The organism is Streptomyces xanthii (genome assembly GCF_014621695.1).
GTDB classification, from domain to species: Bacteria; Actinomycetota; Actinomycetes; order Streptomycetales; family Streptomycetaceae; genus Streptomyces; species Streptomyces xanthii.
In genome coordinates this window covers 6,081,782-6,105,381 of the sequence record NZ_CP061281.1, presented here as the reverse complement: position 1 = coordinate 6,105,381, position 23,600 = coordinate 6,081,782, and the positions used below count along the sequence as shown (strand labels likewise).

General features: G+C 72.9%; 23 protein-coding genes. 13 read left to right on the top strand and 10 right to left on the bottom strand.

Translation table 11 applies throughout. The features are described 5' to 3' along the window. Window positions 1-74 precede the first annotated feature (74 nt). A complete protein-coding gene (gene cobC / locus IAG42_RS27525; protein ID WP_223206444.1) occupies window positions 75-1,163 on the top strand; it encodes an Rv2231c family pyridoxal phosphate-dependent protein CobC in 1,089 nt (362 codons plus the stop codon). Between the two features lie 200 nt (window positions 1,164-1,363). Here cobC and IAG42_RS27520 read toward each other — a convergent pair whose 3' ends face one another. Both IAG42_RS27520 and IAG42_RS27515 read right to left on the bottom strand, forming a co-directional pair. Then, the gene (locus tag IAG42_RS27520; protein ID WP_188339642.1) at window positions 1,364-2,290 is read right to left on the bottom strand and encodes an SCO1860 family LAETG-anchored protein; all 927 of its coding nucleotides are present in this window, start codon (window positions 2,288-2,290) and stop codon (window positions 1,364-1,366) included. 316 nt (window positions 2,291-2,606) lie between these two features. Further along, entirely contained in the window at window positions 2,607-3,701 is a 1,095-nt protein-coding gene (locus IAG42_RS27515; protein WP_188339641.1) for an amidohydrolase family protein, read from the bottom strand. A gap of 79 nt (window positions 3,702-3,780) precedes the next feature. Between IAG42_RS27515 and IAG42_RS27510 the strand changes: the two genes are divergently transcribed. The 5 genes from IAG42_RS27510 to thpD all read left to right on the top strand — a co-directional run bounded on the left by IAG42_RS27510 (window position 3,781) and on the right by thpD (window position 8,471). Then, a complete protein-coding gene (locus tag IAG42_RS27510; protein WP_188339640.1) occupies window positions 3,781-4,881 on the top strand; it encodes a pyridoxal-phosphate-dependent aminotransferase family protein in 1,101 nt (366 codons plus the stop codon). 398 nt (window positions 4,882-5,279) lie between these two features. Then, on the top strand, window positions 5,280-5,786 hold the full coding sequence (gene ectA, locus IAG42_RS27505) for a diaminobutyrate acetyltransferase (RefSeq protein WP_188339639.1): 507 nt from the start codon (window positions 5,280-5,282) through the stop codon (window positions 5,784-5,786). Between the two features lie 59 nt (window positions 5,787-5,845). After that, the gene (gene ectB, locus IAG42_RS27500) at window positions 5,846-7,117 is read left to right on the top strand and encodes a diaminobutyrate--2-oxoglutarate transaminase (protein ID WP_188339638.1); all 1,272 of its coding nucleotides are present in this window, start codon (window positions 5,846-5,848) and stop codon (window positions 7,115-7,117) included. A gap of 38 nt (window positions 7,118-7,155) precedes the next feature. Further along, the gene (locus IAG42_RS27495; RefSeq protein WP_188339637.1) at window positions 7,156-7,560 is read left to right on the top strand and encodes an ectoine synthase; all 405 of its coding nucleotides are present in this window, start codon (window positions 7,156-7,158) and stop codon (window positions 7,558-7,560) included. A 5-nt stretch (window positions 7,561-7,565) separates the two neighbouring features. Beyond that, a complete protein-coding gene (thpD, locus tag IAG42_RS27490; protein WP_188339636.1) occupies window positions 7,566-8,471 on the top strand; it encodes an ectoine hydroxylase in 906 nt (301 codons plus the stop codon). Window positions 8,472-8,552: 81 nt separating this feature from the next. Here thpD and IAG42_RS27485 read toward each other — a convergent pair whose 3' ends face one another. From IAG42_RS27485 to IAG42_RS27470, 4 genes are all read right to left on the bottom strand, one after another. After that, window positions 8,553-9,635, bottom strand: a complete 1,083-nt coding sequence (locus tag IAG42_RS27485) for an aminotransferase class V-fold PLP-dependent enzyme (protein ID WP_188339635.1) — start codon at window positions 9,633-9,635, stop codon at window positions 8,553-8,555. Between the two features lie 82 nt (window positions 9,636-9,717). Next, window positions 9,718-10,440, bottom strand: a complete 723-nt coding sequence (locus IAG42_RS27480; RefSeq protein WP_188339634.1) for a DsbA family oxidoreductase — start codon at window positions 10,438-10,440, stop codon at window positions 9,718-9,720. 109 nt (window positions 10,441-10,549) lie between these two features. Continuing rightward, window positions 10,550-11,161, bottom strand: a complete 612-nt coding sequence (locus IAG42_RS27475) for a DUF1349 domain-containing protein (RefSeq protein WP_188339633.1) — start codon at window positions 11,159-11,161, stop codon at window positions 10,550-10,552. Window positions 11,162-11,166: 5 nt separating this feature from the next. Next, window positions 11,167-12,696, bottom strand: coding sequence for an aldehyde dehydrogenase (NADP(+)) (locus tag IAG42_RS27470; protein WP_188339632.1), 1,530 nt, complete (start codon window positions 12,694-12,696; stop codon window positions 11,167-11,169). 137 nt (window positions 12,697-12,833) lie between these two features. Between IAG42_RS27470 and IAG42_RS27465 the strand changes: the two genes are divergently transcribed. From IAG42_RS27465 to IAG42_RS27445, 5 genes are all read left to right on the top strand, one after another. Continuing rightward, window positions 12,834-13,616 carry an IclR family transcriptional regulator gene (locus tag IAG42_RS27465; protein WP_188339631.1) on the top strand — a complete coding sequence of 261 codons (783 nt, stop codon included), beginning with the start codon at window positions 12,834-12,836 and terminating at the stop codon, window positions 13,614-13,616. A 94-nt stretch (window positions 13,617-13,710) separates the two neighbouring features. Next, complete coding sequence (locus tag IAG42_RS27460; protein ID WP_188339630.1) at window positions 13,711-14,667, top strand: hypothetical protein; 957 nt, start codon at window positions 13,711-13,713, stop codon at window positions 14,665-14,667. Between the two features lie 5 nt (window positions 14,668-14,672). Further along, window positions 14,673-15,959, top strand: coding sequence for a sensor histidine kinase (locus IAG42_RS27455; protein WP_223206184.1), 1,287 nt, complete (start codon window positions 14,673-14,675; stop codon window positions 15,957-15,959). Next, window positions 15,956-16,615: a response regulator transcription factor gene (locus IAG42_RS27450; RefSeq protein ID WP_188339629.1), complete on the top strand. Its 660-nt coding sequence runs from the start codon at window positions 15,956-15,958 to the stop codon at window positions 16,613-16,615. Before IAG42_RS27455 ends, IAG42_RS27450 begins: the two co-directional genes overlap by 4 nt. Window positions 16,616-16,716: 101 nt before the next feature. Then, window positions 16,717-18,174: a peptidoglycan D,D-transpeptidase FtsI family protein gene (locus IAG42_RS27445; protein WP_188339628.1), complete on the top strand. Its 1,458-nt coding sequence runs from the start codon at window positions 16,717-16,719 to the stop codon at window positions 18,172-18,174. 27 nt (window positions 18,175-18,201) lie between these two features. Here the strand turns inward: IAG42_RS27445 and IAG42_RS27440 are convergent, their stop codons facing one another. Together IAG42_RS27440 and IAG42_RS27435 are read right to left on the bottom strand one after the other, a co-directional pair. Further along, the gene (locus IAG42_RS27440; RefSeq protein WP_188339627.1) at window positions 18,202-18,735 is read right to left on the bottom strand and encodes a hypothetical protein; all 534 of its coding nucleotides are present in this window, start codon (window positions 18,733-18,735) and stop codon (window positions 18,202-18,204) included. A 44-nt stretch (window positions 18,736-18,779) separates the two neighbouring features. Then, window positions 18,780-19,583, bottom strand: coding sequence for an HAD family acid phosphatase (locus IAG42_RS27435; protein ID WP_223206183.1), 804 nt, complete (start codon window positions 19,581-19,583; stop codon window positions 18,780-18,782). 209 nt (window positions 19,584-19,792) lie between these two features. Here IAG42_RS27435 and IAG42_RS27430 point away from each other — a divergent pair, with 209 nt between their 5' ends. After that, complete coding sequence (locus tag IAG42_RS27430) at window positions 19,793-20,053, top strand: hypothetical protein (protein ID WP_223206182.1); 261 nt, start codon at window positions 19,793-19,795, stop codon at window positions 20,051-20,053. Between the two features lie 69 nt (window positions 20,054-20,122). Next, entirely contained in the window at window positions 20,123-21,352 is a 1,230-nt protein-coding gene (locus tag IAG42_RS27425; protein ID WP_188339626.1) for an MFS transporter, read from the top strand. Between the two features lie 25 nt (window positions 21,353-21,377). Here IAG42_RS27425 and IAG42_RS27420 read toward each other — a convergent pair whose 3' ends face one another. Both IAG42_RS27420 and IAG42_RS27415 read right to left on the bottom strand, forming a co-directional pair. Further along, window positions 21,378-22,547, bottom strand: a complete 1,170-nt coding sequence (locus tag IAG42_RS27420; RefSeq protein ID WP_188339625.1) for a hypothetical protein — start codon at window positions 22,545-22,547, stop codon at window positions 21,378-21,380. Then, window positions 22,544-23,491 carry a 5-dehydro-4-deoxyglucarate dehydratase gene (locus tag IAG42_RS27415; protein WP_188339624.1) on the bottom strand — a complete coding sequence of 316 codons (948 nt, stop codon included), beginning with the start codon at window positions 23,489-23,491 and terminating at the stop codon, window positions 22,544-22,546. Before IAG42_RS27415 ends, IAG42_RS27420 begins: the two co-directional genes overlap by 4 nt. Window positions 23,492-23,600: the final 109 nt, after the last annotated feature.

The window sequence follows — 23,600 nt, the reverse complement described above, 5'->3', positions numbered from 1 at the left end:
TCCTGCCGTACGAGCCGCTGGCCGGGGAGGAGTTCGGGGAGCGGGTGGCGGCCTGGGCCGCGGCCCACCCGGAGGTGACGGTGACCCGCGTCCCGGACTCCGCCGGCGTCGCCGTCGGGGACGGGCCCGATCTGCGGCATCACGGGGACGCGGAGGTGCGGGACGACGGGGAGAAGCTGACGGATCTCGCGGTGAACGTGCGGACCGGGACGCCGCCGGTGTGGCTGCGGGAGCGGATCGGTACGGCCCTGGAGGGGCTCGCCGCGTATCCGGACGGGCGGGCGGCGCGGGCCGCTGTGGCCCGGCTGCATGGGGTGCCCGTGGAGCGGGTGCTGCTGACGGCCGGTGCGGCGGAGGCTTTCGTGCTGCTCGCGCGGGCGCTGCGGGTGCGGCGGCCGGTGGTCGTGCATCCGCAGTTCACCGAGCCGGAGGCGGCGCTGGAGGACGCGGGGCACGTGGTGCGGCGGGTGCTGCTGCGGGAGGAGGACGGGTTCCGGCTCGACCCGTCGCTCGTGCCCGAGGACGCGGATCTGGTCGTCGTCGGCAACCCGACCAATCCGACGTCCGTGCTGCATCCGGCCGGGGTGCTCGCCGCGCTGGCCCGTCCCGGGCGGGTCCTCGTGGTGGACGAGGCGTTCATGGACGCGGTGCCGGGTGAGCGGGAGGCGCTGGCGGGCCGCACGGACGTGCCCGGCCTCGTGGTGCTGCGGAGCCTGACGAAGACGTGGGGGCTGGCGGGACTGCGGATCGGGTACGTCGTGGCGGCGCCGGAGATCGTGGCGGAGCTGGAGCGGGCGCAGCCCTTGTGGCCGGTGTCGTCGCCGGCGCTGGTCGCCGCGCTGGGCTGCGTGTCCGATCGGGGGGTCGCCGAAGCGGGGGCCGCCGCGCTGGCCGTCGCCGGGGACCGGGAGCATCTCGTCGGGCGGTTGCGGGAGTTGGCCGGGTTCGGGGTGTCCGTGGTGGGGCCGGCGGAGGGGCCGTTCCTGCTGGTCCGGGTGCCGGGCGCTGCCGCGGTTCGGGGGGCGCTGCGGGAGGTGGGGATCGCGGTGCGGCGGGGTGACACGTTTCCCGGGCTCGGGGAGGACTGGATCCGGGTGGCGGTGCGGGACCGGGCCACGTCCGACACCCTTGTCTCCGAGCTGGGCCGGATCCTCGCGCCGTAGCTCCGGGGTCTCGTCGCCGGGTGCGCCCCGGTGGGGGCTGGTCGCGCAGTTCCCCGCGCCCCTGGAGATGCGCACTTCGTGCGCGATCTCCATCGGGGCGGTGCCCCATCGGGGAAATGCGACGCGAAGCGTCTGCATTTCAGGGGCGCGGGGAACTGCGCGGCCCGCCCCCACCGGGCCCGCAGGCGACGAACCAACGACTAGGCGCGACTGCGACCCCGGCGCGCCATGCCCACCGCACCCGCACCGGCGATCAGGAGAGCGATCGCCCCGCCCGCCACGTACGGCGTCATCGAACTACCCCCCGTCTCCGCGAGGTCAGCCTCCTTCTCCGGCTTCTGCGCGGCCTCGACCGGCCGCTCCCCCTTCTCGGCCTGCGGCTCGACCTCGGCCGGCTTCGGCGCGGCGACGGCCTTGGGGGACTCGCAGGTCGCCCCGGCGAGGGTCACCTCGCCCTCGACCTCGGCCACGTTGAGCTTCAACGGGTTCACGGAGACCTTGAGGTGCAGCGCGGAGGCCGCCGCGGTCGTGGAGGTCGTGGACTTCTCGGAGAGGGTGAGGGAGACCTCGCCGACCCCGGGCACCTTGACCTCGGTCGTCCCGCCGGTGGTCAGCGTGACCTTCTTGCCGAGGATGGTGACGGCCCCGAGGAGGTTCGACTCGGCGACGGGCGCCTGGCCGGCCACGCAGCGGGCCTTGGAGGTGACCTCGTCGACCTCGATGAGGGAGAGCAGCGGCAGGCCGGGGACGTGGACCTTGGCGTGGGCGAGCTGGGTGAAGCCCTCGGCGGTGCCGTCGGCGACGGTCGCCCTGGCCTTGGCGACGTCGGCGCGCAGGACGTTGATCGGCTGTCCCTTCTCGACGCCGTCCAGGTTCACGGTGAGGGCGGTCTTGTCGGCGCTGGCGGGCGCCTGCACCTCGTTGAGCGAGACCTTGAGCGGGACGTTCACGGTCTTGTTGAGCAGGGAGACGTCCAGGCCGGTGCGGAGCACGACGGCGGAGGCCTTGCCGCCGCGGTCGCCGGTGGCGGCGGCCGGGCCCGCGCCCGCGAGGAGGACGGGTCCCGCGGCGAGCGCGGTGGCGACGGCGGTCGCGGCGAGACGGCGGAACGTAGTGGTGCTGGACATGCTGGTGGGACCCCCAGGACGGCGATGAAGAGAAACGACGTGACACACGAGGTCGACGGCGTGCCGTCGGGGTGGGCGCGCACAGGGACAGGGCGCGGCACCGCCGACGGCGTCGACCGGTCATCGGTGAGGGAATCTTTACGCACTGAGAGTGAACGGGCCACCACCTGAAGTGAGTTCACTCCAAAGGGGGGTTTCCGTGCAGGTGCTCGATTTCAGCGGGCTCGCCTGTTCGCCGGGGTCACCCGGACAGGGGTCGGCCCCGGCGCGGACGCGGGGTGCACAACGAGTGCGCCCCGGCGCGCGTCACGCCGCGTCAACCGACGACGTTGCCCCGGAGCACGATGCGGCGGGGTGCGGCGAGCGCCGCCACGTCGGTCCGCGGGTCCGTGCCGTAGACGACGAGGTCGGCCGGGGCGCCCTCCTCGAGGCCGGGTCGGCCGAGCCAGCTGCGGGCGTTCCAGGCGGTCGCGCCGAGGGCGTCCACGGCGGGGAGGCCGGCCTTGACGAGCTCGGCGACCTCGCCCGCGACGAGGCCGTGCGCGAGGGAGCCGCCGGCGTCGGTGCCGACGAACACCGGGATGCCGGCGTCGTAGGCGTTGCGCACGGTGTCGTAGCGGTTGTCGTAGAGCCGTCGCATGTGGGCGGACCAGCGGGGGAACTTCTGCTCGCCGCCCGCGGCGAGGCCGGGGAAGGTGGCGATGTTGACGAGCGTGGGGACGATCGCGACGCCGCGCTCGGCGAAGAGCGGGATCAGGTCGTCGGTGAGGCCCGTGGCGTGCTCGATGCAGTCGATGCCGGCCTCGACGAGGTCGCGCAGCGAGTTCTCGGCGAAGCAGTGGGCGGTGACCCGGGCGCCGAGCCGGTGGGCCTCCGCGATGCCCGCCTCGACGGCCTCGCGCGGCCAGCAGGGGGTGAGGTCGCCCGCGTCCCGGTCGATCCAGTCGCCGACGAGCTTGACCCAGCCGTCGCCGCGCCGGGCCTCCTGGGCGACGTAGGCGACGAGGTCCTCGGGCTCGATCTCGTGGGCGTAGTTGCGGATGTAGCGGCGGGTGCGGGCGATGTGGCGGCCGGCGCGGACGATCCGGGGCAGGTCCTCGCGGTCGTCGATCCAGCGGGTGTCGGAGGGTGAGCCGGCGTCGCGCAGCAGCAGGGTGCCCGCGTCGCGGTCGGTGAGGGCCTGCTTCTCGGCGGTCTCGGCGGGCACCGGCCCGTGCGCGTCCAGGCCGACGTGGCAGTGGGCGTCGACGAGGCCGGGCAGGGTCCAGCCCTCCACGCCGGTCACGTCGAGGCCCGCCGAGACGGGCCGGTCGTAGGTGATCCGGCCGTCGACCACCCACAGTTCGTCGCGTACGTCGTCGGGTCCGGCCAGGACCCGGCCCTTCACATGGAGCACCGCGCCATCACTCATGGACCAAGCCTATGAGGGGGCCGGTTACGCTCGTCAGCGGCATCACCGCCGAACCCGTGAGCGAAGAGAGAGCACCACCGTGACGCACCCGTTTCTCGATCTGGCCCCGCTGAGCGCCGCGCACTTCGCCTCCGTCGAGGACCGCGTGGCCCGGCTCATGGACACCGAGCAGGACGTCGTGATCATGCAGGGCGAGGCGCTGCTCCCGCTGGAGGGCGCGATCCGTGCCACCGCGGGCCCGGGCACCGTCGCCCTGAACGTGATCACCGGCCCGTACGGGCAGACCTTCGGCGACTGGCTGCGCGACTGCGGCGCGACCGTGCACGACCTGGCGGTGCCGTTCCACACGGCCGTCACCGCGGAGCAGGTCCGGCAGGCCTTCGCCGAGCACCCCGACATCGACTTCGTGTCGCTCGTGCACGCGGAGGCGGCGACCGGCAACACGAACCCCGTCGCGGAGATCGGCGAGGTCGTGCGGGAGCACGGCGCGCTGTTCTACCTGGACGCGGTCGCCTCGATCGCCGCGGAGCCGGTGCTGCCGGACGCCTGGGGCGTGGACCTGTGCGTGATCGGCGCGCAGAAGGCGATGGGCGGCCCGGCGGGTGTCTCGGCCGTGTCGGTGAGCGCCCGCGCCTGGGAGCGGATGGCCGCCAACCCGCACGCGCCGCGCCACTCGTACCTGTCGCTGCTCGACTGGAAGCAGCGCTGGATCGACGGCGGCCGCAAGGCGCTGCTGCACGCTCCGGCGCAGCTGGAGATGCTGGCCCTGGAGGCCTGTGTGGAGCGCATCGAGAGCGAGGGCCTGGACGCGCTGATGGCCCGTCACGCGAGCGCGGCGGCGGCGACCCGCGCCGGGACGCTGGCGCTGGGCGGCGGCCTGCAGCCGTACGTGCACGAGGCGCGGGACGCGGCGCCGGTGGCCACGACGCTGCGTGCGCCGGCCGGTACGGACGCCCGGGACCTGGTGGCGAAGGCGCTGGCGGCGGACCCGGTGCTGCCGCTGGTCGCGGGCGGTGGCGCGCTGGCCGCGGAGATGATCCGGGTCAACCACTACGGGCCGCAGGCCACGCGCGGTGTCGTGCAGTCCTCGCTGGCCGCGCTGGGCGGCGCCCTCGCGGAGGCCGGGATCGAGGTCGACCTGGAGGCGGCCCGCAAGGCCGTCGCGGCGGCCTGGGAGTAATCCCGGCCCGCGCGCACGCCGGTGCGCATGAGCACGCGCACAGGGGCGCCGTCCTTTTCGGACGGCGCCTTTCTTATTTTCCCCACACATTCGGGGACATGATTTCCGCATTATTTATCAGAGCAGCTTCCCGTACTGCTTCTGCCCGCTTTCCCGCGACGTAAACACTAAGATTTCAACAACGGGATCCAACGGAATTCGGGCGGGTTCCCGACGCGTTACGCCCCTGTGACGCACTCCACATCGACGGTGTTATGCCCCTTTCGCACCGCGCAAATCACGACATACCACCGAAGTCTCACGCGCGTACCCACCCGCGCGCGATAACACAGATCAGGGCCGCGCGTAACCCCTTCCCCGGATGCAATCCCAAAAATTGCTCGGTAAATTGAATTCGCATGACCGCCGCACAAGCGCAATTCCAGCTCGACCATCCCGGAGTGGCCGACGGCGCCGCGATCTGGCGTATCGCTCGTGACTCCAAGGTGCTCGACCTCAACTCCTCGTACAGCTATCTGCTGTGGTGCCGGGACTTCGCCGGCACCTCCGTGGTGGCGCGCGACGAGACCGGTGAGGTCGCCGGGTTCGTGACCGGTTACTTCCGTCCCGAGCGCCCGCGGACCCTCGTGGTCTGGCAGGTCGCCGTGGACCACGGCCACCGCGGGCACGGTCTGGCCGGGGCGCTGCTCGACGGCCTGACCGCGAAGGTCAGGGACTCGGGACGGCAGGTCACGACCGTCGAGACCACCATCACCCCGGACAACACGGCGTCCCAGGCACTGTTCCTGTCCTACGCGCGCCGGCACGGCGCCGGAGTGGAGCGCCAGGTCCTGTTCGACGCGGGCCTGTTCCCCGACGACGGGCACCTGCCCGAGGAGCTGTACCGCATCGGGCCGCTGGCCTGAGCACCGCCGCACCACCCGCCGACCCCCCGCAACTTCCCTCCCTCAGAGGAGCTTTCGCTGTGACCATCACCCAGCCGGACCTGAGCGTCTTCGAGACCCTTGAGTCGGAGGTGCGCAGCTACTGCCGCGGCTGGCCCACCGTCTTCGACCGGGCCCAGGGCAGCCGCATGTACGACGAGGACGGCCACACGTACCTGGACTTCTTCGCGGGCGCCGGCTCGCTGAACTACGGGCACAACAACCCCGTGCTGAAACGCGCCCTGATCGACTACATCGAGCGGGACGGCGTCACCCACGGGCTCGACATGTCGACCTCGGCGAAGCGCAACTTCCTGGAGACGTTCCAGAACGTCATCCTGCGCCCGCGCGACCTGCCGTACAAGGTCATGTTCCCGGGCCCGACGGGCACCAACGCCGTCGAGTCCGCGCTGAAGCTGGCCCGCAAGGTCAAGGGCCGCGAGTCGATCGTGTCCTTCACCAACGCCTTCCACGGCATGTCGCTCGGCTCGCTCGCCGTGACCGGCAACGCGTTCAAGCGGGCCGGCGCCGGCATCCCGCTGGTGCACGGCACCCCGATGCCGTTCGACAACTACCTGGACGGGCGGACCCCGGACTTCATCTGGTTCGAGCGCCTCCTGGAGGACTCCGGCTCGGGCCTGAACACCCCCGCCGCCGTGATCGTCGAGACGGTGCAGGGCGAGGGCGGCATCAACGTCGCCCGCGCCGAGTGGCTGCGCAAGCTCGCCGACGTGTGCGAGCGCTGGGACATGCTGCTCATCGTCGACGACATCCAGATGGGCTGCGGCCGCACCGGCGCCTTCTTCTCCTTCGAGGAGGCGGGCATCACGCCGGACATCGTGACCGTGTCCAAGTCCATCAGCGGGTACGGGCTCCCCATGTCCCTGTGCCTGTTCAAGCCGGAGCTCGACATCTGGGAGCCGGGCGAGCACAACGGCACGTTCCGCGGCAACAACCCCGCGTTCGTGACGGCCGCCGCCGCGCTGGAGACGTACTGGACCGACGGTCCGGCCATGGAGAAGCAGACCCTGGCGCGCGGCGAGCAGATCGAGGAGACCCTCGCCGCACTGCGCGCCGAGTACTCCGACGACATCGTCGAGTACCGCGGCCGCGGCCTGGTCTGGGGCTTCGAGTTCCGCGACAAGGAGCGGGCGAACAAGGTCGCGAGGCGCGCCTTCGAGCTCGGCCTGCTCATCGAGACCTCCGGCCCCGAGGGCGAGGTCGTCAAGCTGCTTCCGGCGCTGACGATCACGCCCGAGGAGCTGGAAGAGGGTCTGCGCACGCTCACCCGGGCCGTGCGCGAGACCGCCTGAGAAGTTCCACGCACCACGAGGAAAGGCAGCAACTCACCGTGATTGTCCGTTCGTTCAAGGAGATCGAGAACACCGACCGGCACGTGAAGTCGGCGTCCGGCACCTGGGAGAGCAAGCGCATCGTCCTCGCCAAGGAGAAGGTCGGCTTCTCCCTGCACGAGACGATCCTCTACGCGGGCACCGAGACCGACATGTGGTACGCCAACCACATCGAAGCGGTGCTGTGCGTGGAGGGCGAGGCCGAGCTCGAGAACCGGGAGACCGGCGAGAAGCACTGGATCGAGCCGGGCACGATGTACCTCCTGAACGGCCACGAGCGCCACACGCTGCGGCCCAAGACCGACTTCCGCTGCGTGTGCGTGTTCAACCCTCCCGTGACCGGACGGGAGGACCATGACGAGAACGGTGTCTACCCGCTGCTGACCGAGCCCGAGGAGGTCTGATCCCGATGACCGTGCTGAACTCCGCCCCTGGCGTCGCCGACCTGTACCCGACCCGCGGGAAGACGGAGGTGGCGACTCCCCGGGTCGACCCCGTCGTCTGGTCGGCGCCGGACGCGCGCGGTCCGATCCGCCAGTCGGACCTGGCGGGCTTCGAGCGCGACGGCTTCCTCGCCATCGACGAGCTGATCGGTCCGGACGAGATCGGGGTCTACCAGGCCGAGCTGGAGCGGCTCGTCAACGACCCGGCGATCAAGGCCGACGAGCGCTCGATCGTGGAGAAGGCCTCGCAGAAGGTGCGGTCGGTCTTCGAGGTCCACAAGATCAGTGAGGTGTTCGCCCGGCTGGTCCGCGACGAGCGCGTCGTGGGCCGGGCCCGGCAGATCCTCGGCTCGGACGTGTACGTCCACCAGTCGCGGATCAACGTCAAGCCCGGCTTCGGGGCGAGCGGCTTCTACTGGCACTCGGACTTCGAGACCTGGCACGCCGAGGACGGTCTGCCGAACATGCGGACGGTGTCCGTCTCCCTCGCCCTGACGGAGAACTACGACACCAACGGCGGGCTCATGATCATGCCCGGCTCGCACAAGACGTTCCTGGGCTGCGCCGGTGAGACGCCCAAGGACAACTACAAGCGGTCCCTGCAGATGCAGGACGCGGGCACCCCGTCCGACGAGGCCCTGACCTCGCTGGCCGACGAGTACGGCATCCGGCTCTTCACCGGCAAGGCCGGCTCGGCGACCTGGTTCGACTGCAACGCGATGCACGGCTCCGGGGACAACATCACGCCGTACCCGCGCTCGAACGTCTTCATCGTGTTCAACAGCGTCGAGAACACGGCGGTGGAACCCTTCGCCGCCCCGGTCCGCCGCCCCGAGTTCATCGGCGCCCGGGACTTCACGCCGGTGAAGTGAGTCTTCTGTGGTCCTGCGGTGACGGAGCGGGGCGGGGTCTTCGGGCCCCGCCCCGCTCCGTTCTGCTGTTCTCCTGTCGGCTCAGGCCAGGGCGTGCAGGAGGCGGTCCACGTCGTCCTGTGTGTTGTAGAGGTGGAAGGACGCGCGCAGGTTGCCGGCCCGGTTGGAGACCTCGATGCCCTTCGTGCGCAGCTCCGGCTGGCGGGCGCCGAGTCCGGGCACGGAGACGATCGGCGAGCCCGGGGCGGGGATCGGCGCGAGGCCCCGTTCGGCGAGCCCGGCCCGGAAGCGCTCGGCGAGGGCCAGGTCGTGGGCGCACACCGCGTCGGGGCCCAGTTCCTCGATCAGTTCGAGGGAGCGGCGGGCTCCGGTGTACGAGACGAGACCCGGGGTCTCGTCGAACCGGCGGGCGGAGAAGGCGAGTTCGGTGACCGGGCCGTAGCAGCTGTCCCAGGGCCGCTCCCCCGCGACCCAGCCGCCGAACACCGGGCGCAGCGCGGCGAATCCCTCCGGGTCGGCGGGGCCGATGAAGAAGGTCGCGCCGCGCGGGCAGGTGAGCCACTTGAACGCGACGGACGTGACGTAGTCCGCGTGCGGGGCGTGCTCGGTGAGCGGGTACCAGCCGGCGGCCTGCGAGGCGTCCACGTACAGCCGGGCGCCGTGGGCGCGGGTCGCCTCCCGCAGGGCCCGCACGTCGGCGACGCGGCCGTCGGCGGACTGGGCCGCGCTGACGGCGACGAGCGCGGTGCCGGGGCGGACGGACTCGGCGAGCGCCTCCAGGGGCACGGTGCGGACCTTGAGGTCCGGGCGCACATGGAACGGGTTGATCGTGGAGCTGAACTCGCCCTCGGCGGTGAGGACTTCGGCGCCGTCGGGGAGCGAGGCGGCGATCAGGCCGGTGTAGACGGCGACGGAGTTGCCGGTCGCGACGCGCTCCACGGGGACGCCGGCCAGCCGGGCGAACGCGGCGCGCGCGTCCTCCACGTCGGTGAACAGGTCGTCGATGGAGCCGCCCTCGGCCATCACGGTGATCGCGTCACGCATCGCGGCGGTGGCGCGGGCCGGGAGAAGGCCTGAGCTCGCCGTGTTCAGGTAGGTGGTGGCCGGGGTGTACTCGGCGCGGACCAGGCCGGCGTCGAGCTGGGGCACAGCGGAAGTCTCCATGCGTCCACTGTGCCCCGCCGCCAACTACCCGTCCATTGCGGATGTTTGAGCAGTACCTCTAAGAGGCGCTTATCAGTGCAGGTCAGGCCTGGGGCACGGCGCAGCCGTCGGGGCCGCAGACATCGCCGTCGGCGCTCTGCGCCGTCTCGATGGCGGTGAGCGGGGAGCGGGCGGACCAGGCCTGGGTGAGGGCCTGCGTGAAGACCTCGGCGGGCTGGGCGCCGGAGACGCCGAACTTGCGGTCGAGCACGAAGAACGGGACGCCGGTCGCGCCCAGCGCGGCGGCCTCCTGCTCGTCGGCGCGGACCGCGTCGGCGTAGGCCTCGGGGTCGGCGAGCACCCCGCGGACCTCGGTCTCGTCGAGGCCGGCGTCGACGGCGAGCTTCACGACGTGCTCCTCGTCGGCGAAGACGGACGCGTCCTCGGCGAAGTTGCCGCGGTAGAGGGCGTCGATCATCGCGTCCTGGAGGCCGCGCTCGTGGGCCAGGTGGAGGAGTCGGTGCAGGTCGAAGCTGTTGCCGTAGTCGCGGCCCTCGGTGAGGTAGGGCAGGCCGAGCGCGCCGGCCTGCTGGCCGAGGCCCTTCTCGTTGGCGGCGGCCTGGGCCTCGCTGATGCCGTACTTCTCGGCGATGTGCGGGACGACGAGGCCGGTGAAGTCCTTCTTCACCGTCGGGTCGAGCTCGAAGGACCGGTGGACGACCTCGACCTCGGCCTTGTGCGGAAAGGCGTCGAGTGCCTGCTCGAACCGGGCCTTGCCGATGTAGCAGAACGGGCAGTTGATGTCGGTCCAGATCTCGACGCGCATGGGGGTCTCTCGCTCGCTTCGGGTGACGTACGGCGCAGGGGGTGCCCCGCACTCCCCTCCACAACCGGAACCCCCCTCCGGAAATTCCCGGGCCGGACGACCGTGCCGGTCAGGAACCGTCACGCAGGCCGTCGGGCCAGGTGGGGCGGTACTCGATGTGGTCGTAGGTGACGACGCAGCCCTCGCCGACCGGGGACTGGGCGAGGAAGCCGACCAGTGCCGCGCCCGCGGTCTTCTCGTCACCCAGCGTGAAGATGCGGATGAAGGTCCAGGTGGTCCCGTCGGTCGAGGCGTGGAAGGCGAACGCGGCGCCGGTCCGGCTGATCCGGAGCCAGACGGAGCGGCCCGCCACGACGAAGGCGTTCGCGTCGTCCGAGTGGCCCCGGGTGACGACCGTGCAGATGGTGGGCTCGTCCGGGGAGCGCTCGAAGCAGAGCTTGGCCCACTCCCGGTCGCCGACGTGGAGGTAGAGCACCCCCGCGTCGAAGGCCGCCTCGAACCCGACGGTGACCCGCGCGATCAGCTGGAAGTCCCCCTCCGGCGCCGCCCCCAGCAGGCGCGGCGCGTCGGAGGCGGGCTCCAGGGAGTCTCCCGTGGGCGGCACGAACCGGTCCTGCCGGGGCCCCGCCCACCCCGTGAGCGTGCCGTCCTCGTACGACCAGTTGCCGTCGGGGCCGTAGCTGCGCAGCGGAAAGGGCAGTTCGGGGAGTCGCAGTTCCATGCCGGTCAGTGTTCCAGGCGGCCGTTGTAGCGGCGCGGCAGCCCCAGCGGATTGCCGTCGCGCAGCTCGGGCGGGAGCAGCGCCTCGGGCGTCGTCTGGTAGGCGACTGGCCGCAGCCAGCGCTCGATCGCGGTGCCGCCGACCGAGGTGGAGGTGGAGGTGGTCGCCGGGTAGGGCCCGCCGTGGTGCTGGGCGGGTGCGACGGCGACGCCGGTCGGCCAGCCGTTGACGAGGACGCGGCCCGCGAGCGGCGTGAGCTCGGCGAGGAGCTCGGCGCCCCGGCCCTCGCCGGCGGCCTCGCCCTCGGACAGCTGGAGCGTGGCGGAGAGGTTGCCGGGCAGCCGGGACAGGACCGCGGTCACCTCGTCCGCCGAGCCGTAGCGGGCGACGACGGTGACCGGCCCGAAGCACTCTTCGAGCAGCAGGTCGTGCGGCCCGTCCTCGGCGAGCCGCGCGGCGGGCACGGTGAGGAACCCGGGCGCGACGGTGTGGTCGCCGCCCGCGCCCGGCGTGACCGGCGCCTCGACCTCGGGCAGTTCCGCTCGCGCGGTGACCCCGGCGACGAAGTTGTCCCGCATGCGGTGGTCGAGCAGGACCCCGGCCTCGGTGTCGCTGACGGCGGCGGTGAGCGTCTTGACCAGCGCGTCGCCGGCCTCGCCGCGCGGCGCGAAGACGAGCCCCGGCTTCACGCAGAACTGCCCGACGCCCAGCGTCATGGATCCGGCGAGCCCCGTACCGATCGTGTCGGCGCGCTCGGCGGCCGCCGCCTCGGTGATCACGACGGGGTTGAGCGAGCCGAGCTCTCCGTGGAACGGGATCGGCACGGGCCGGGCCGCCGCCGCGTCGAACAGGGCCCGCCCGCCGCGGACGGAACCGGTGAAGCCGGCGGCGGCGACGAGCGGGTGCCGCACCAGTTCGAGTCCGGCCTCGAAGCCGTGGACCAGGCCGAGGACGCCCTCGGGGATGCCGTGCCGGGCGGCGGCGCGGCGGATCGTGGCGGCGACGAGCTCGGAGGTGGCGGGGTGGTCGGGGTGGGCCTTGACGACGACCGGGCAGCCCGCGGCGAGCGCGCTCGCGGTGTCGCCGCCGGGCACGGAGAAGGCGAAGGGGAAGTTCGAGGCCGCGTAGACGGCGACGACGCCCAGCGGGATCTTGTAGCGGCGCAGGTCAGGGACGGGCGGGGTGGCCGTGGCGTCCGGGTGGTCGATGACCACGTCGAGGAAGGCGCCCTCGTCGACGATGTCGGCGAAGGCCCGCAACTGGTAGCAGGTGCGGGCGAGTTCTCCGGTGAGCCGGACGGGGCCGAGCGCGGTCTCCGCGTCGGCGGCCTCGACGAGGTGTTCCTCGGAGGCCGCGAGCAGTTCGGCGGCGGAGCGCAGGAACGCGGCGCGGACGGTGCGGTCGGCGAGCGCGGGGCGGGCCGCCTGGGCGGCGTGGACCGCCTGGTCCACCTCCTGCGGTGTCGCCTCGACGGCAACCTGCTCCCGCTGCTTCCCGGTTCGGGGGTCGACACTCCAGACTGGTGCTGCTGCCACCGCGGATCCTTCCAGCTTTTCTTCGAAGCTCACCGGGCCGGCCAGGAGAGCTGTTCGATATACTGAACGCTGTCTCTCATCGTGAACTCGTATCGAGACTGGACAGTAATTCCCGTGGAACGAAGGGGTCAAGGGAGATGTCGGCAGGCGAGGCGGGGGCCGCCGCGGGCGGTGCCCAGGTCAAATCGGCGGTCCGCACGGTGGAGCTGCTCGAGTACTTCGCCGGGCGCCCCGGCATGCACTCGCTGGCCGCGGTCCAGGAGGCCGTCGGTTACCCCAAGTCCAGTCTCTACATGCTGCTGCGCACGCTCGTCGAGCTCGGCTGGGTCGAGACCGACGCGACCGGCACGCGGTACGGCATCGGCGTACGGGCGCTGCTGGTCGGCACGTCGTACATCGACGGCGACGAGGTGGTCGCGGCGGCGCGGCCGACGCTGGACCGGCTGTCGGACGACACGACCGAGACCATCCACCTGGCCCGGCTCGACGGAACGAACGTCGTGTACCTCGCCACCCGTCAGTCCCAGCACTATCTCCGGCCCTTCACACGGGTGGGACGCCGGCTGCCCGCGCACTCGACCTCGCTCGGCAAGGCGCTGCTCGCGACGCACACCGACGAGCAGGTCCGCAAGCTGCTCCCGGAGACGCTGCCCGCGCTGACCGAGCACACGATCACGGACCGCGAGAAGCTCATCGAGGAGCTGCACCAGGTGCGCGAGCAGGGCTTCGCGGTGGACCGGGAGGAGAACACGCTAGGGCTGCGCTGCTTCGGCGTGGCCATCCCGTACCGGACCCCGGCCCGGGACGCGATCTCCTGCTCGGTCCCGGTCGCCCGCCTCACCCCGGCGCACGAACAGATGGTCAAGGACGCCCTGTTCGACGCCCGGGACCGCCTGACCCTGGCCACGCGCCGCCTGTAGTCCTTCTTCGCTCCGCTCCTCCTCCGCCGCGCGGCGGAGGGGGATCACCGGCTCGCACGACGACCCGCGCCACCCCACGGGCCAGCCTGGACGCATGACCTCGAAGCTGCGCTCCACCTTGCGAACCGTCACCGTCCTCGCCTGTCTCCCGTACCTGTCGCTGAAGGTCGCCTGGATCGCCGGCAGCCGCGTCGGCATCCCCGACGGCAGCACCCTCCTGGACCACCGCACGACGATGGCGGTCGCCAACGGCATCACCGTGCTGCTCGACGGCGCCGTCATCCTCCTCGCCTTCCTGCTGACCCGCCCCTGGGGGCGCAGGGTGCCGGCCTGGGCGCTCGCCGTGCCGATGTGGGTGGCGACCGGACTGCTCACCCCGATCATGACCGGCTACCCGGCCCAGCTGATCGTGCAGGCGTTCGACGGTTCGGGCGGCGGCTCAAGGCCGAGCGAACCCTTCCTGGACGACTGGGTGTTCGCCGTCGTGTATCCCGGCTTCATCGCGCAGGGCCTGTGCCTGGGCGCCCTCTTCGTCGGATACGCGCGGGAACGCTGGGGCGGGGTCTGGCAGGGCCGCGTGCGGGAGCTGCCGGTCCGCCCGCAGGACGCGGCGCAGCGCCTGATCGCGGTGGGCGCGGCCCTGCTCGCCGTGCTGCCGGTCACGACGCACCTGCTGTGGGCGTGCGGCATGGACGCCGGACTCAACGCGGCGCGGGCCGCCGAACGCGACAGCACCTACTACGTGATGGAGACGTTCAACGCGCTGTATCTCGTCGCGGCGGTCGCGGGCGCTGTGCTGCTGACCTTCCGGCGCGGGCGCGTGCTCACCCTGAAGGTGCCGCTGGCGCTGCTCTGGGTGGGGTCGGGGGCCGCGGCCTGCTGGGGCGGCTGGCTGGCGCTGGCCTCCCTGAGCGGGGTCGACGACCTCTCCCGGCAGCCCACGCCGCTGATGAACCTCACCTACGCTGGGCAGATGATCGTCGGCCTGCTCGTCGTGACCATCGGCGCCCATCACGCGGCCGCCCGCCGCACCACCCCCGTGCCCGCGTGAGGAGCGTGCGACCACAGGCCGCGGCACGGCTCCTGTTCGGGAGCCGTGCGCGCCGTCGCTGGCTGCATCTGATCATCGGCGGCGCCCTCGCCATGCCGTACCTGCTGCTGGCCTCGGTCGTGGTGGGGCCGCTGACCGGCGCGACCGACGTGTTCTCGGACCTGGGTCTGCAACTCGCCTCGTTCGCCTGCGGGTTGCCGCTCGCCGCGCTGACCGCGGCCCTGTCGCCGCTGACCCGGCCGATGTCGGTCGCGGTGGTGCGGGCGCTGTGCGGGGTGGATCCGGCGGAGCTCGCGGACGGGCCGCCGCGCACCCGGGAGGCACGGGCCCGCACCGCCGCCTGGTTCACGCTGCACCTGGGGGCCGGCGGGATCCTGAGCGGGATGACGCTGGCCGTGCCGCCGTTCGCTCTGGCGCTGATCGCGCTGCCGTTCGTGCCGGCGCTGCGGGACTCGGACAAGCTGTTTCCCCGAACCGCGGATCATCCGTGGGCGCTGGCGCTGATGCCGGTCGCCGGACTGGTCATGCTGGTGGCGCTCGCGGGCTGCGCGGCGGTGGCCTCGGGTCTGCTCGCGCGCTGGGCGCCCGCGCTGCTCGGGCCGAGCCCCGCCGACCGGCTCGCGCAGGCAGAGGAGCGCGCCGCCGACCTCGCGGTGCGCAACCGGCTGGCCCGCGAGCTGCACGACTCGGTGGGGCATGCCCTGAGCGCGGTCACCCTCCAGGCGAGCGCCGCGCGCCGGGTCCTGGACAGCGACCCCGACTTCGTACGGGAGGCGCTCGCGGCGATCGAGGACACCACGCGGCGCACGGTCGGGGAGCTGGACGCCGTGCTCGGGGTGCTGCGCGAGGCCGGGGACGCGGCGGCGACGGCGCCCGCGCCGACGCTGGCGGACGATCTCGACGGGCTGCTGCGCCGGACCCGGGCCGGCGGCACGGAGGTGACGGCGCGGGTGGACGTCGACCCGGCCGGGCTGCCGCCGCTGGTCTCCCGGGAGGCGTACCGGATCGTGCAGGAGGCGCTCAGCAACGCGCTGCGGCACGCGGGCACCGCCGTGGCCCTCCGGCTGGCCCGGGACGGGGACGCGCTGCGGATCATCGCCGAGAACCCGCTGCCGGACGACGGGGCCGGGCCGCCGCGCCCCGGCGGCGGACACGGGCTGCGCGGCATCGCGGACCGGGCCCGGCTGCTCGGCGGCACCGCGAGCGCGGGCCCCGCACCCGGCGCCCCCGGGACCTGGCTCCTGGACGTACGCCTCCCTCTCCCCTCCCGGAAGGAACCGAAGATCCCGTGACCCCCGCACCGCTGCGCGTCGTCCTCGCCGACGACGAACGCATGGTCCGCACCGCACTGCGCGCGATCCTGTCCGCCGAGCCCGGCATCGAGGTGGTCGGCGAGGCCGCGACCGGCGCCGAGGCCGTGTCCGTGGTGCGCGAGCTGCGCCCGGACGTCGTGCTCATGGACGTACGGATGCCGGAGGTCGACGGCATCCGTGCCACCGAACAGATCCTGCGTGCCATGGACGAGCCGCCGCGCGTCGTGGTGGTGACCACGTTCGAGAACGACGCCTACGTGTACGAGGCCCTGCGGGCCGGCGCCGCCGGGTTCCTGCTGAAGCGGGCGGACGCGGACGCGCTGGTCGGCGCGGTGCGGCTGGTGGCGCGCAGCGACACCCTGCTGTTCCCGGCGGCGGTGCGGGCGCTGGCCGCGGAGCACGCCGCCTCGCGGACGCGGGCGGCGCCGTGGGTCGCGCGGCTGACCGGACGGGAGAGCGACGTGCTGCGGCTGATGGCGACGGGCCTGACGAACGCGGAGATCGCGGAGCGCATCGGGGTGGGCGCGGCGACGGTGAAGACGCATGTCGCGGCGGTGCTCGCGAAGACGGGGGCCCGGGACCGGACGCAGGCGGTGATCGCGGCGTACGAGGGCGGGTTCGTGCAGGGATCGTGACCGGCGTGACCGTTCCATGACGTTGATCACGTCATGAGAGCTTTCTGAGAATCGACCGCAGAAGGAACGATCCGCTCCGGTCCGCTCGTCCCTTCTGTGGGATGAACAAGACGATCAGGCGTGCCTCGGTCTTCTGTCTGCTCCTCGTGCTCGCTCTGCTGGTCAAGGCGACGTGGGTGCAGTTCTACGACGGCCGGGCGCTCGCAGACGACAAGGACAACCGGCGGAAGGCGATCGCGCAGTACGCGTATCCGCTGGGCGACATCATCGTGGGCGGAAAGGCGGTGACGGGCTCCGAGAAGACGGACTCGGGCGACCTCGCGTACCAGCGGACGTACGAGGACGGGGCACTGTACTCGGCGGTGACGGGCTACACGTCGCAGGTGTACGGCGCGACGCAGCTGGAGTCGATCTACCAGGACGTGCTCGACGGCTCGGACCCCGAGCTGAAGAACCCGGTCGACGCGCTGACCGGCGAGCACACGGACCCGGGCGATGTGGTCACGACGATCGACCCCGCGGTGCAGAAGGCGGCGTACGAGGCGCTCGGCGACAAGAAGGGCGCCGCCGTCGCGATCGACCCGGAGAGCGGGAAGATCCTCGGCATGGTGTCGACGCCGTCGTTCGACCCGTCGAAGATCAGCGGCTCGGGGTCCTCGGACGCGGCGGCGTGGAAGGCGCTGTCCGCCGACAAGGACGTACCGACGCTGAACCGGGCGCTGAAGCAGGCGCTGCCGCCCGGCTCCACGTTCAAGCTGGTCGTGGCCGCGGCCGCGCTGGAGGACGGCCTGTACGGCTCGGTCGACGAGAAGACCGACTCGCCGGACCCGTATCTGCTGCCCGGCACCCAGACGTATCTGCGCAACGAGAGCAAGACCGCACCCTGCGAGAACGCCAGCATCCGCACGGCGTTGCAGTATTCCTGCAACACGGTGTTCGGGAAGATGGCCGTCGATCTGGGGCAGGACAAGGTGCGGGCGATGGCCGAGAAGTTCGGCTTCGGCGACACCGAGCAGGACGTGCCGGTGCGGGCCGCCGAGAGCGTGTACCCGTCTGGGATGGACAAGGCGCAGACGGCACTGTCCGGCATCGGGCAGTTCGACGTGACGGCGACGCCGCTGCAGATGGCGATGGTCTCCGCGACCCTGGCCAACGGGGGCGAGCAGGCCTCCCCGCACATGGTGTCCGAGGTGACGGACGCCGACGGCGACGCGCTGAAGAGCTACCCCGACGGCAACACCGAGCGGGTCGTGAGCACCCGGACCGCCGAGCAGCTCCAGTCGGCGATGGAGACCGTGGTCGAGCGGGGCACGGGCACGAACGCGCAGGTCCCGGGCGCGACCGTGGGCGGCAAGACGGGTACGGCGCAGCACGGCGAGAACAACAGCCAGACGCCGTACGCCTGGTTCACGTCCTATGCGAAGGACGACTCCTCCGGGAAGCAGATCGCGGTGGCGGTCGTCGTCGAGCAGTCCGACGCGGCGCGTTCGGAGGTCAGCGGCAACGGGCTCGCGGCGCCGGTGGCGCAGGCCATGATGGAGGCGGGCCTGAAGGACTGAGACCCGAGATCGCAGAGCGGTGGCGGGTCAGGCGCGGCGGCGCCGGGGAAAGAGCCGTCGGCGGCGGGGCGGGGACGGTGCGGGCTGTGCGCCGTCCCCGCCCCGCACCGGCTCCGGCACCGGCTTCTCGCGCTTGAACCACGTGTAGACGGTCCAGGTCCCGCACGGCTCCCAGCCCGCGCCGGCCGGCCGCCCTCCCGTACCGGTGACCGCGCGGCGGTACTCCCAGCGCCGGGGGTGCTCCGGATCGCGGCGGCAGACGAAGCGGCCGAGGGAGTCGACGCGTTCGAGCTCCCAGCCCTCGGCGCCGAAGCGGTCGAGCAGTGCCGCGTCCGCGTAGGTGTCGGCGGACCAGCGCCAGATCTCGGCGTGTTCGTCGGCGGCGGGCGCGGGGGTCAGCATCTCGGCGAGCGCGCCGGCCGGGCCGAACCGCCCGGCCGGGTCGCCGTGGGCGGCCCCGGCCAGCTCGGCGAGGACCGCCTCGGTGTGCCCGTCGGGCAGCCCGCGCCCGCGCAGCAGCTCCCGCATCTCGTCCCAGTACGCCGTCTGTTCCTCCGCCACCGGGTCAGCGTAGCCAGGGCCGCCGGGCGGGCCCGGGAGCGGACTCAGCCCACGTAGTAGGTGGGGTTCGGGAACTTGTACGTGCGGTCGGCGTGGCCGCCCTCGAGGTCGGACTCCTGGTCGCCGAAGTTGCCGACGATGTCGTAGCCGAGGGACTCGATGTGCGCGCGGGTGCCGGACTTGTACTGGACCGTGGTGCACTTCCAGGCGGCCGGGGTGGCGCAGTCGCTCAGGTAGGCGGGCGGGTTCACCTTGTTCTTCAGGAAGACGTGGTCGGCGTCGAGGTTGACGTCGATGCCGACCTTCTTCAGGTTCTCCACGGCGGCGGAGCGCTGCTCCTCGCTCAGGCCGGAGTTGTAGAACACCTCGACGCCCTGGGACTCGGCGTACGCGATGAGGGCGGGGGTGCCGAACACGGCGGGCCGGTCCGCCTTGGCCACGTAGGCCTTCCAAGTGGCGTCGTTGTAGACGTAGTTCGTCTTCTTCTCGTAGTCGAGGCTGAGCAGCAGGGTGTCGTCGATGTCGAAGACGACGGCGGGGCGCTCGTCCTTGCCGTGGTGCTGGTGGGCGGCGCGGGCGATCCGCTTCTTCGCGGCGGCCTGGATGCGGGCGAGGTCCTGCGCGTACTGGCTGTCGGGCGAGGACTGCCAGACGCCGTCGGCGTCCTGGGTGGCGCCGTAGTAGGAGTCGATCTCCTTGAACAGCAGGCCGATGTTGTGCGGTTCGGCCGTCGTGCTCGCCGAGGGGCGGTCGGCGCTCGCGGTGCCGGTGCCGTAGGCGACACCGGCGGCGAGGGCGCAGGCGGCGGCGACGCCGATGACACGGGTGGAGGGGCGAAGGGTCGGCACGGGCAACTCCGGTGCTGGAAACGGGTGGGATGTGTGCAGGTGGCTGCATGTCTACGCGCATCACATGCGCTCCCGCGAGTCCTGTTACCCGATCGATATCAGCCACGGGGCAAGCCATTGCCCACGCCTGAACCGGACTTGACCGCGTGTTGAACCCCGGCCTCTAGGGTCGACAAGCCGGAACGAACCTAGACAGAGGATCCCGGACCGTGACTTCCGCACCCCTGGTCGCCGCCGTGACGCGCGCCGCGTCGCCCGAGCTGCTCGGGCTGTTCCTCGTGGGCGCGCTCGTGGCGATCTGCTGCGGTCTCAACTGGGCCCTTGACCTGCGCGGCACCCTCGGCCGGCGTACCGGGGCCCCGCCCGTCGCCGTGCCGTCGCCGGGCCATCTGCGGCTGCTGGGCTCGCTGCTCACCGCGGCCGGGGTCGTCCTGCTGTGTGTGACGTACGTGCTGTGGCGGCTGGGCTGATCCCGGCCGCGCGATCCGGGGCATCCGCCCGATGCCGGGGCAGGGGCCTCAGATCCAGACTCGGCGCCCATGACCTCGTACAAGACGCCGCTCCCGGCGCCCCCTGAACGTCCCCTCGTCCGTGTCCTGCGCGACCGCGCCGCCGGCCGCTGTCTGCTCGCCGTGCTCGTCTCCGGCTTCGGGACGAGCGCCCTGTGGCTGGTCTCCGGGGTGTGGACCAAGGAGTTGACCGGCTCGGACGGTCTCGCGGCGCTCTGCGCGTTCGCCCTGTGGGCGCCCACGCTCGCCGGTCCGCTGCTCGGCGCGATCGCCGACCGGGTGCGCCGCCGGCGACTGCTCGTCGCCGTGAACCTGGCGCTCGCCTGCCTCGTCCTCGCCCTGTTCGCGGTCGAGGGCCCCGGCCGCCTGTGGCTCCTGTTCGCCGTCCTCTTCCTCTACGGGGCCTGCGGCGTCGTCACCGACGCGGCGGAGTCCGCGTGGGTCGCGGGCGCCGTCCCCGCAGACGTGCTCGGGGAGCTCAACGGGCTGCGGATGTCGGTGAACGAGGGCGTGAAGATCGTGGCGCCGCTCGCGGGCGCCGCCTTGTTCACGGCGTACGGCGGCGCGCGGGTCGCACTGCTCGACGCGGTGACGTTTGTCGCCGCGGCGGGCCTGTTCGCGAGTGTGCGGGGGCGCGACCCGCGGCCGGTGCGGCGGGCGGGGGCCCGCGCGGCGGACGGGCTGCGCGAGCTGTGGCGGCACGGGGAGCTGCGGCCGCTGCTGCTGTCCGGGTCCGGTGTCATGGCGCTGTCCGGGGTCACGGGCGCGTCGGTGTTCGCGGTGGTCGACGGTCTCGGCCGGGCCCCCGCGTTCACGGGGGTGCTGTACGCGGTGCAGGGCGTGGGCTCGGTGGCCGCGGGCGCGCTGTCCGGCGGGCTGCTGCGCCGGCTCGGCGCCCGCCGCTTCGCCGCGTACGGGATCGCGTTGTTCGCGCTGGGCGCGGCGGTGCGGGCGGTGCCGTACGACGCGGCGGTCCTCGTGGGCAGCGCGGCGATCGGGGTGGGGCTGCCCTGCCCGCTGGTGGCGGCGCTGACGGCGGTGCAGCGCGCCCTGCCGGACGCGGTGCTCGGCCGGGCCTCGGCGGCGGCCCACACCCTGCTGTTCACCCCGGGTGCCCTGACCCTGGCCGTGGGCGCGGGGCTCGTGGTCGTGGCGCCGGTGGGGGTGCTGTTGCCGGTGGTCGGCGGGGCGGGGCTGCTGCTGGCCGCGGCCTGTCACGGTGGCCGCGGGTCCGAAGCGGCGGTCACGGCACCTGGGTGAGCAGTGACGGCGCCTGGGTGCGCGGTCACGGCACCTGGGTGAGCGCCCGCGTCACCGCCGCCAGGTCCGCGTCGGACGCCAACCCCGCGTGGTAGAGCCTCAGTTCGCCGGCTCCGGCGGCGCGGGCCGCGCGGGCGTCGGTGGCGAGGGCCGCGGGGTTGCCGCCCATGCCGGTGACGATCGTGAGGTTCGCTGCGACCACACCGCGGCCCTGCTCGGCGAACGGGGGCACGAGGCCCGCTCCCCCGGTGCAGGGCACGACGACTCCGTCGGCGACGGAGAGGATGTGGGCGGGGTCGACTCCGGCGTTGGCCCCGCAGTGGTACGGGACCGGGTCGGCGTGCAGCAGGACCTGGAAGGCGGTGTCGGCCGGGGCTGCCTTGCGGACGGCCGCGACGGCCTCCTCCTGGAGCGACTGCGCGGTGGCGTCGCGGTGGGCGCGGGTCGCGGCGGCCCGGTCGGCGCCGAGCAGCTTCTCGACGCCCGCCCAGCCGTCGTCGCAGGCCTCGCCGCGCCATACGGGCTCCAGCGCGACCCGTACCGCGCGGGCGAGTTCGTCGGGGTCGAGGCCCTGACGCCCGTACCCGTCGCGGCAGGACAGACAGAAGCAGAGCGACATCAGGTACTGCCCCGCGTCGCCGAGCTCGACACCGGCGATCTTGTCGTGGGCGTGCAGATGCGCGAGCCCGTACCAGCCGAGGGACTCGAGTTCGGTGCCGAGGGCGCCGGGCCGGGTGGCGGCCTCGGCGGCGAGGTCGACGAGGTAGGCGCGGGTGGCGGGCTGGGCGATGCAGGGGGCCCAGGGGTAGCGGTCGCCGTAGACGTTGACGACGGAGGTGTCCGGATGCTCGGCGCCCAGGCGGGAGTTGTGCGCGAGGACGACCCAGGTGTGCACGTCGAGCCCGGCGTCGGCGAGTGCGGCGGCGGCCTCCCCGTAGGCGTCGCCCGGGGCCCAGTCGCCGGCCGAGTACGGGGCGGGGACCCTGCCGCGCCAGCGCCGCCGGTCGACGGGGTAGAGCGTGGCGGCGTGGGCGGCGGTGACGACGCGGTGGTGCGGGTGGCGCGGGGTGAGGGCGCGGGTCGAGTGGTAGGCGGCGGCGAGCGTGACCTGGCCGACGCCGAGGTCGGCGATCCGGCGGGCGGCGGCCGGGTCCCCGTTGACGTCCCAGGGGTAGAGGAAGACGGAGGTCTTCACGCGCCGGCTCCTTCCAGCAGGCCGAGGCCGTGCTCGACGAGCGCGGCGAGCCGCTCGACGTGCTCCTTGCGCGGCTCGTGCAGCGGCGGCCGCACCTCGCCGACGTCGAGCCCGCGCAGTCTTACACCGGCCTTGACCAGCGAGACCGCGTAGCCGCGGCCCTCGCCGCGCAGTTCGACGAGCGGCCGGTAGAAGCCGTCGAGGAGGCGGACCACCGTCACGTCGTCCCCCGTGTTCAGGGCCCGGTGGAAGGCCTGGGCGATCTCGGGGACGAAGCAGAAGACGGCGGAGGAGTAGAGGGTGACGCCGATGCCACGGTAGGCGAGCGCGGTGAGCTCGGCGGTGGGCAGCCCGTTGAAGTACAGGAACGCGGCGTCGGGGGCGTCCGTACGCACGGCACTCACGGTGCGCTGCATCAGGTCGAGGTCGCCGAGTCCGTCCTTGAGGCCGAGGACCTTGGGGTGCCGGGCGAGGCCGACGACGGTCCGCGGGGTGAACACGGCGTTGTCGCGCTGGTAGACGATGACGTCGAGGGAGGTCGCCTCGGCGAGCAGCGTGTAGTGCCGCAACAGCCCCTCCTGGCCCGCCGTCACGAGATAGGGCGGCAGGGCCAGCAGGCCGTCGGCGCCCGCCCGTTCGGCCCGGCGGGCGAAGTCGACGGCGAGCGCGGTGCCGTACCCGGCGCCCGCGAGGACCGGGATCTCGCCCGCGGCCGCCTCGACCGCGACGGCGACGCACGCCTCGAACTCCTCGGGCGCGAGCGCGTGGAACTCCCCGGTGCCGCAGCAGGCGAACACGGCGGCGGCCCCGGCCTCGACCCCGCGCCGCACATGGGTGCGGTAGGTGTCGAGGTCGACGCCCCCGTCGGGTCCGTACGCGGTGACGGGGAAGAACAGCGGTCCCCGGGGGATGCCGAGTCGGGCGGCGAGCGGGGCTGACGTCACGGGCTCTCCCTGAACTGGTGCACGCGGACGCGGGCCGGCACGCGCCTCCCTCGCCCATGTGCAAGTTTCTGATCCCTGTCCATGTCCCTGAACGCGCTCACCGTAAGCT

Coding starts and splice junctions, on each gene's coding strand:
- IAG42_RS27460 (WP_188339630.1), top strand. CDS start 13,711: ATGACCTCGAAGCTGCGCTCCACCTTGCGAACCGTCACCGTCCTCGCC.
- IAG42_RS27465 (WP_188339631.1), top strand. CDS start 12,834: ATGTCGGCAGGCGAGGCGGGGGCCGCCGCGGGCGGTGCCCAGGTCAAA.
- IAG42_RS27445 (WP_188339628.1), top strand. CDS start 16,717: ATGAACAAGACGATCAGGCGTGCCTCGGTCTTCTGTCTGCTCCTCGTG.
- IAG42_RS27520 (WP_188339642.1), bottom strand. CDS start 2,290: ATGTCCAGCACCACTACGTTCCGCCGTCTCGCCGCGACCGCCGTCGCC.
- IAG42_RS27485 (WP_188339635.1), bottom strand. CDS start 9,635: ATGGAGACTTCCGCTGTGCCCCAGCTCGACGCCGGCCTGGTCCGCGCC.
- IAG42_RS27425 (WP_188339626.1), top strand. CDS start 20,123: ATGACCTCGTACAAGACGCCGCTCCCGGCGCCCCCTGAACGTCCCCTC.
- IAG42_RS27515 (WP_188339641.1), bottom strand. CDS start 3,701: ATGAGTGATGGCGCGGTGCTCCATGTGAAGGGCCGGGTCCTGGCCGGA.
- IAG42_RS27480 (WP_188339634.1), bottom strand. CDS start 10,440: ATGCGCGTCGAGATCTGGACCGACATCAACTGCCCGTTCTGCTACATC.
- thpD (WP_188339636.1), top strand. CDS start 7,566: ATGACCGTGCTGAACTCCGCCCCTGGCGTCGCCGACCTGTACCCGACC.
- IAG42_RS27475 (WP_188339633.1), bottom strand. CDS start 11,161: ATGGAACTGCGACTCCCCGAACTGCCCTTTCCGCTGCGCAGCTACGGC.
- ectA (WP_188339639.1), top strand. CDS start 5,280: ATGACCGCCGCACAAGCGCAATTCCAGCTCGACCATCCCGGAGTGGCC.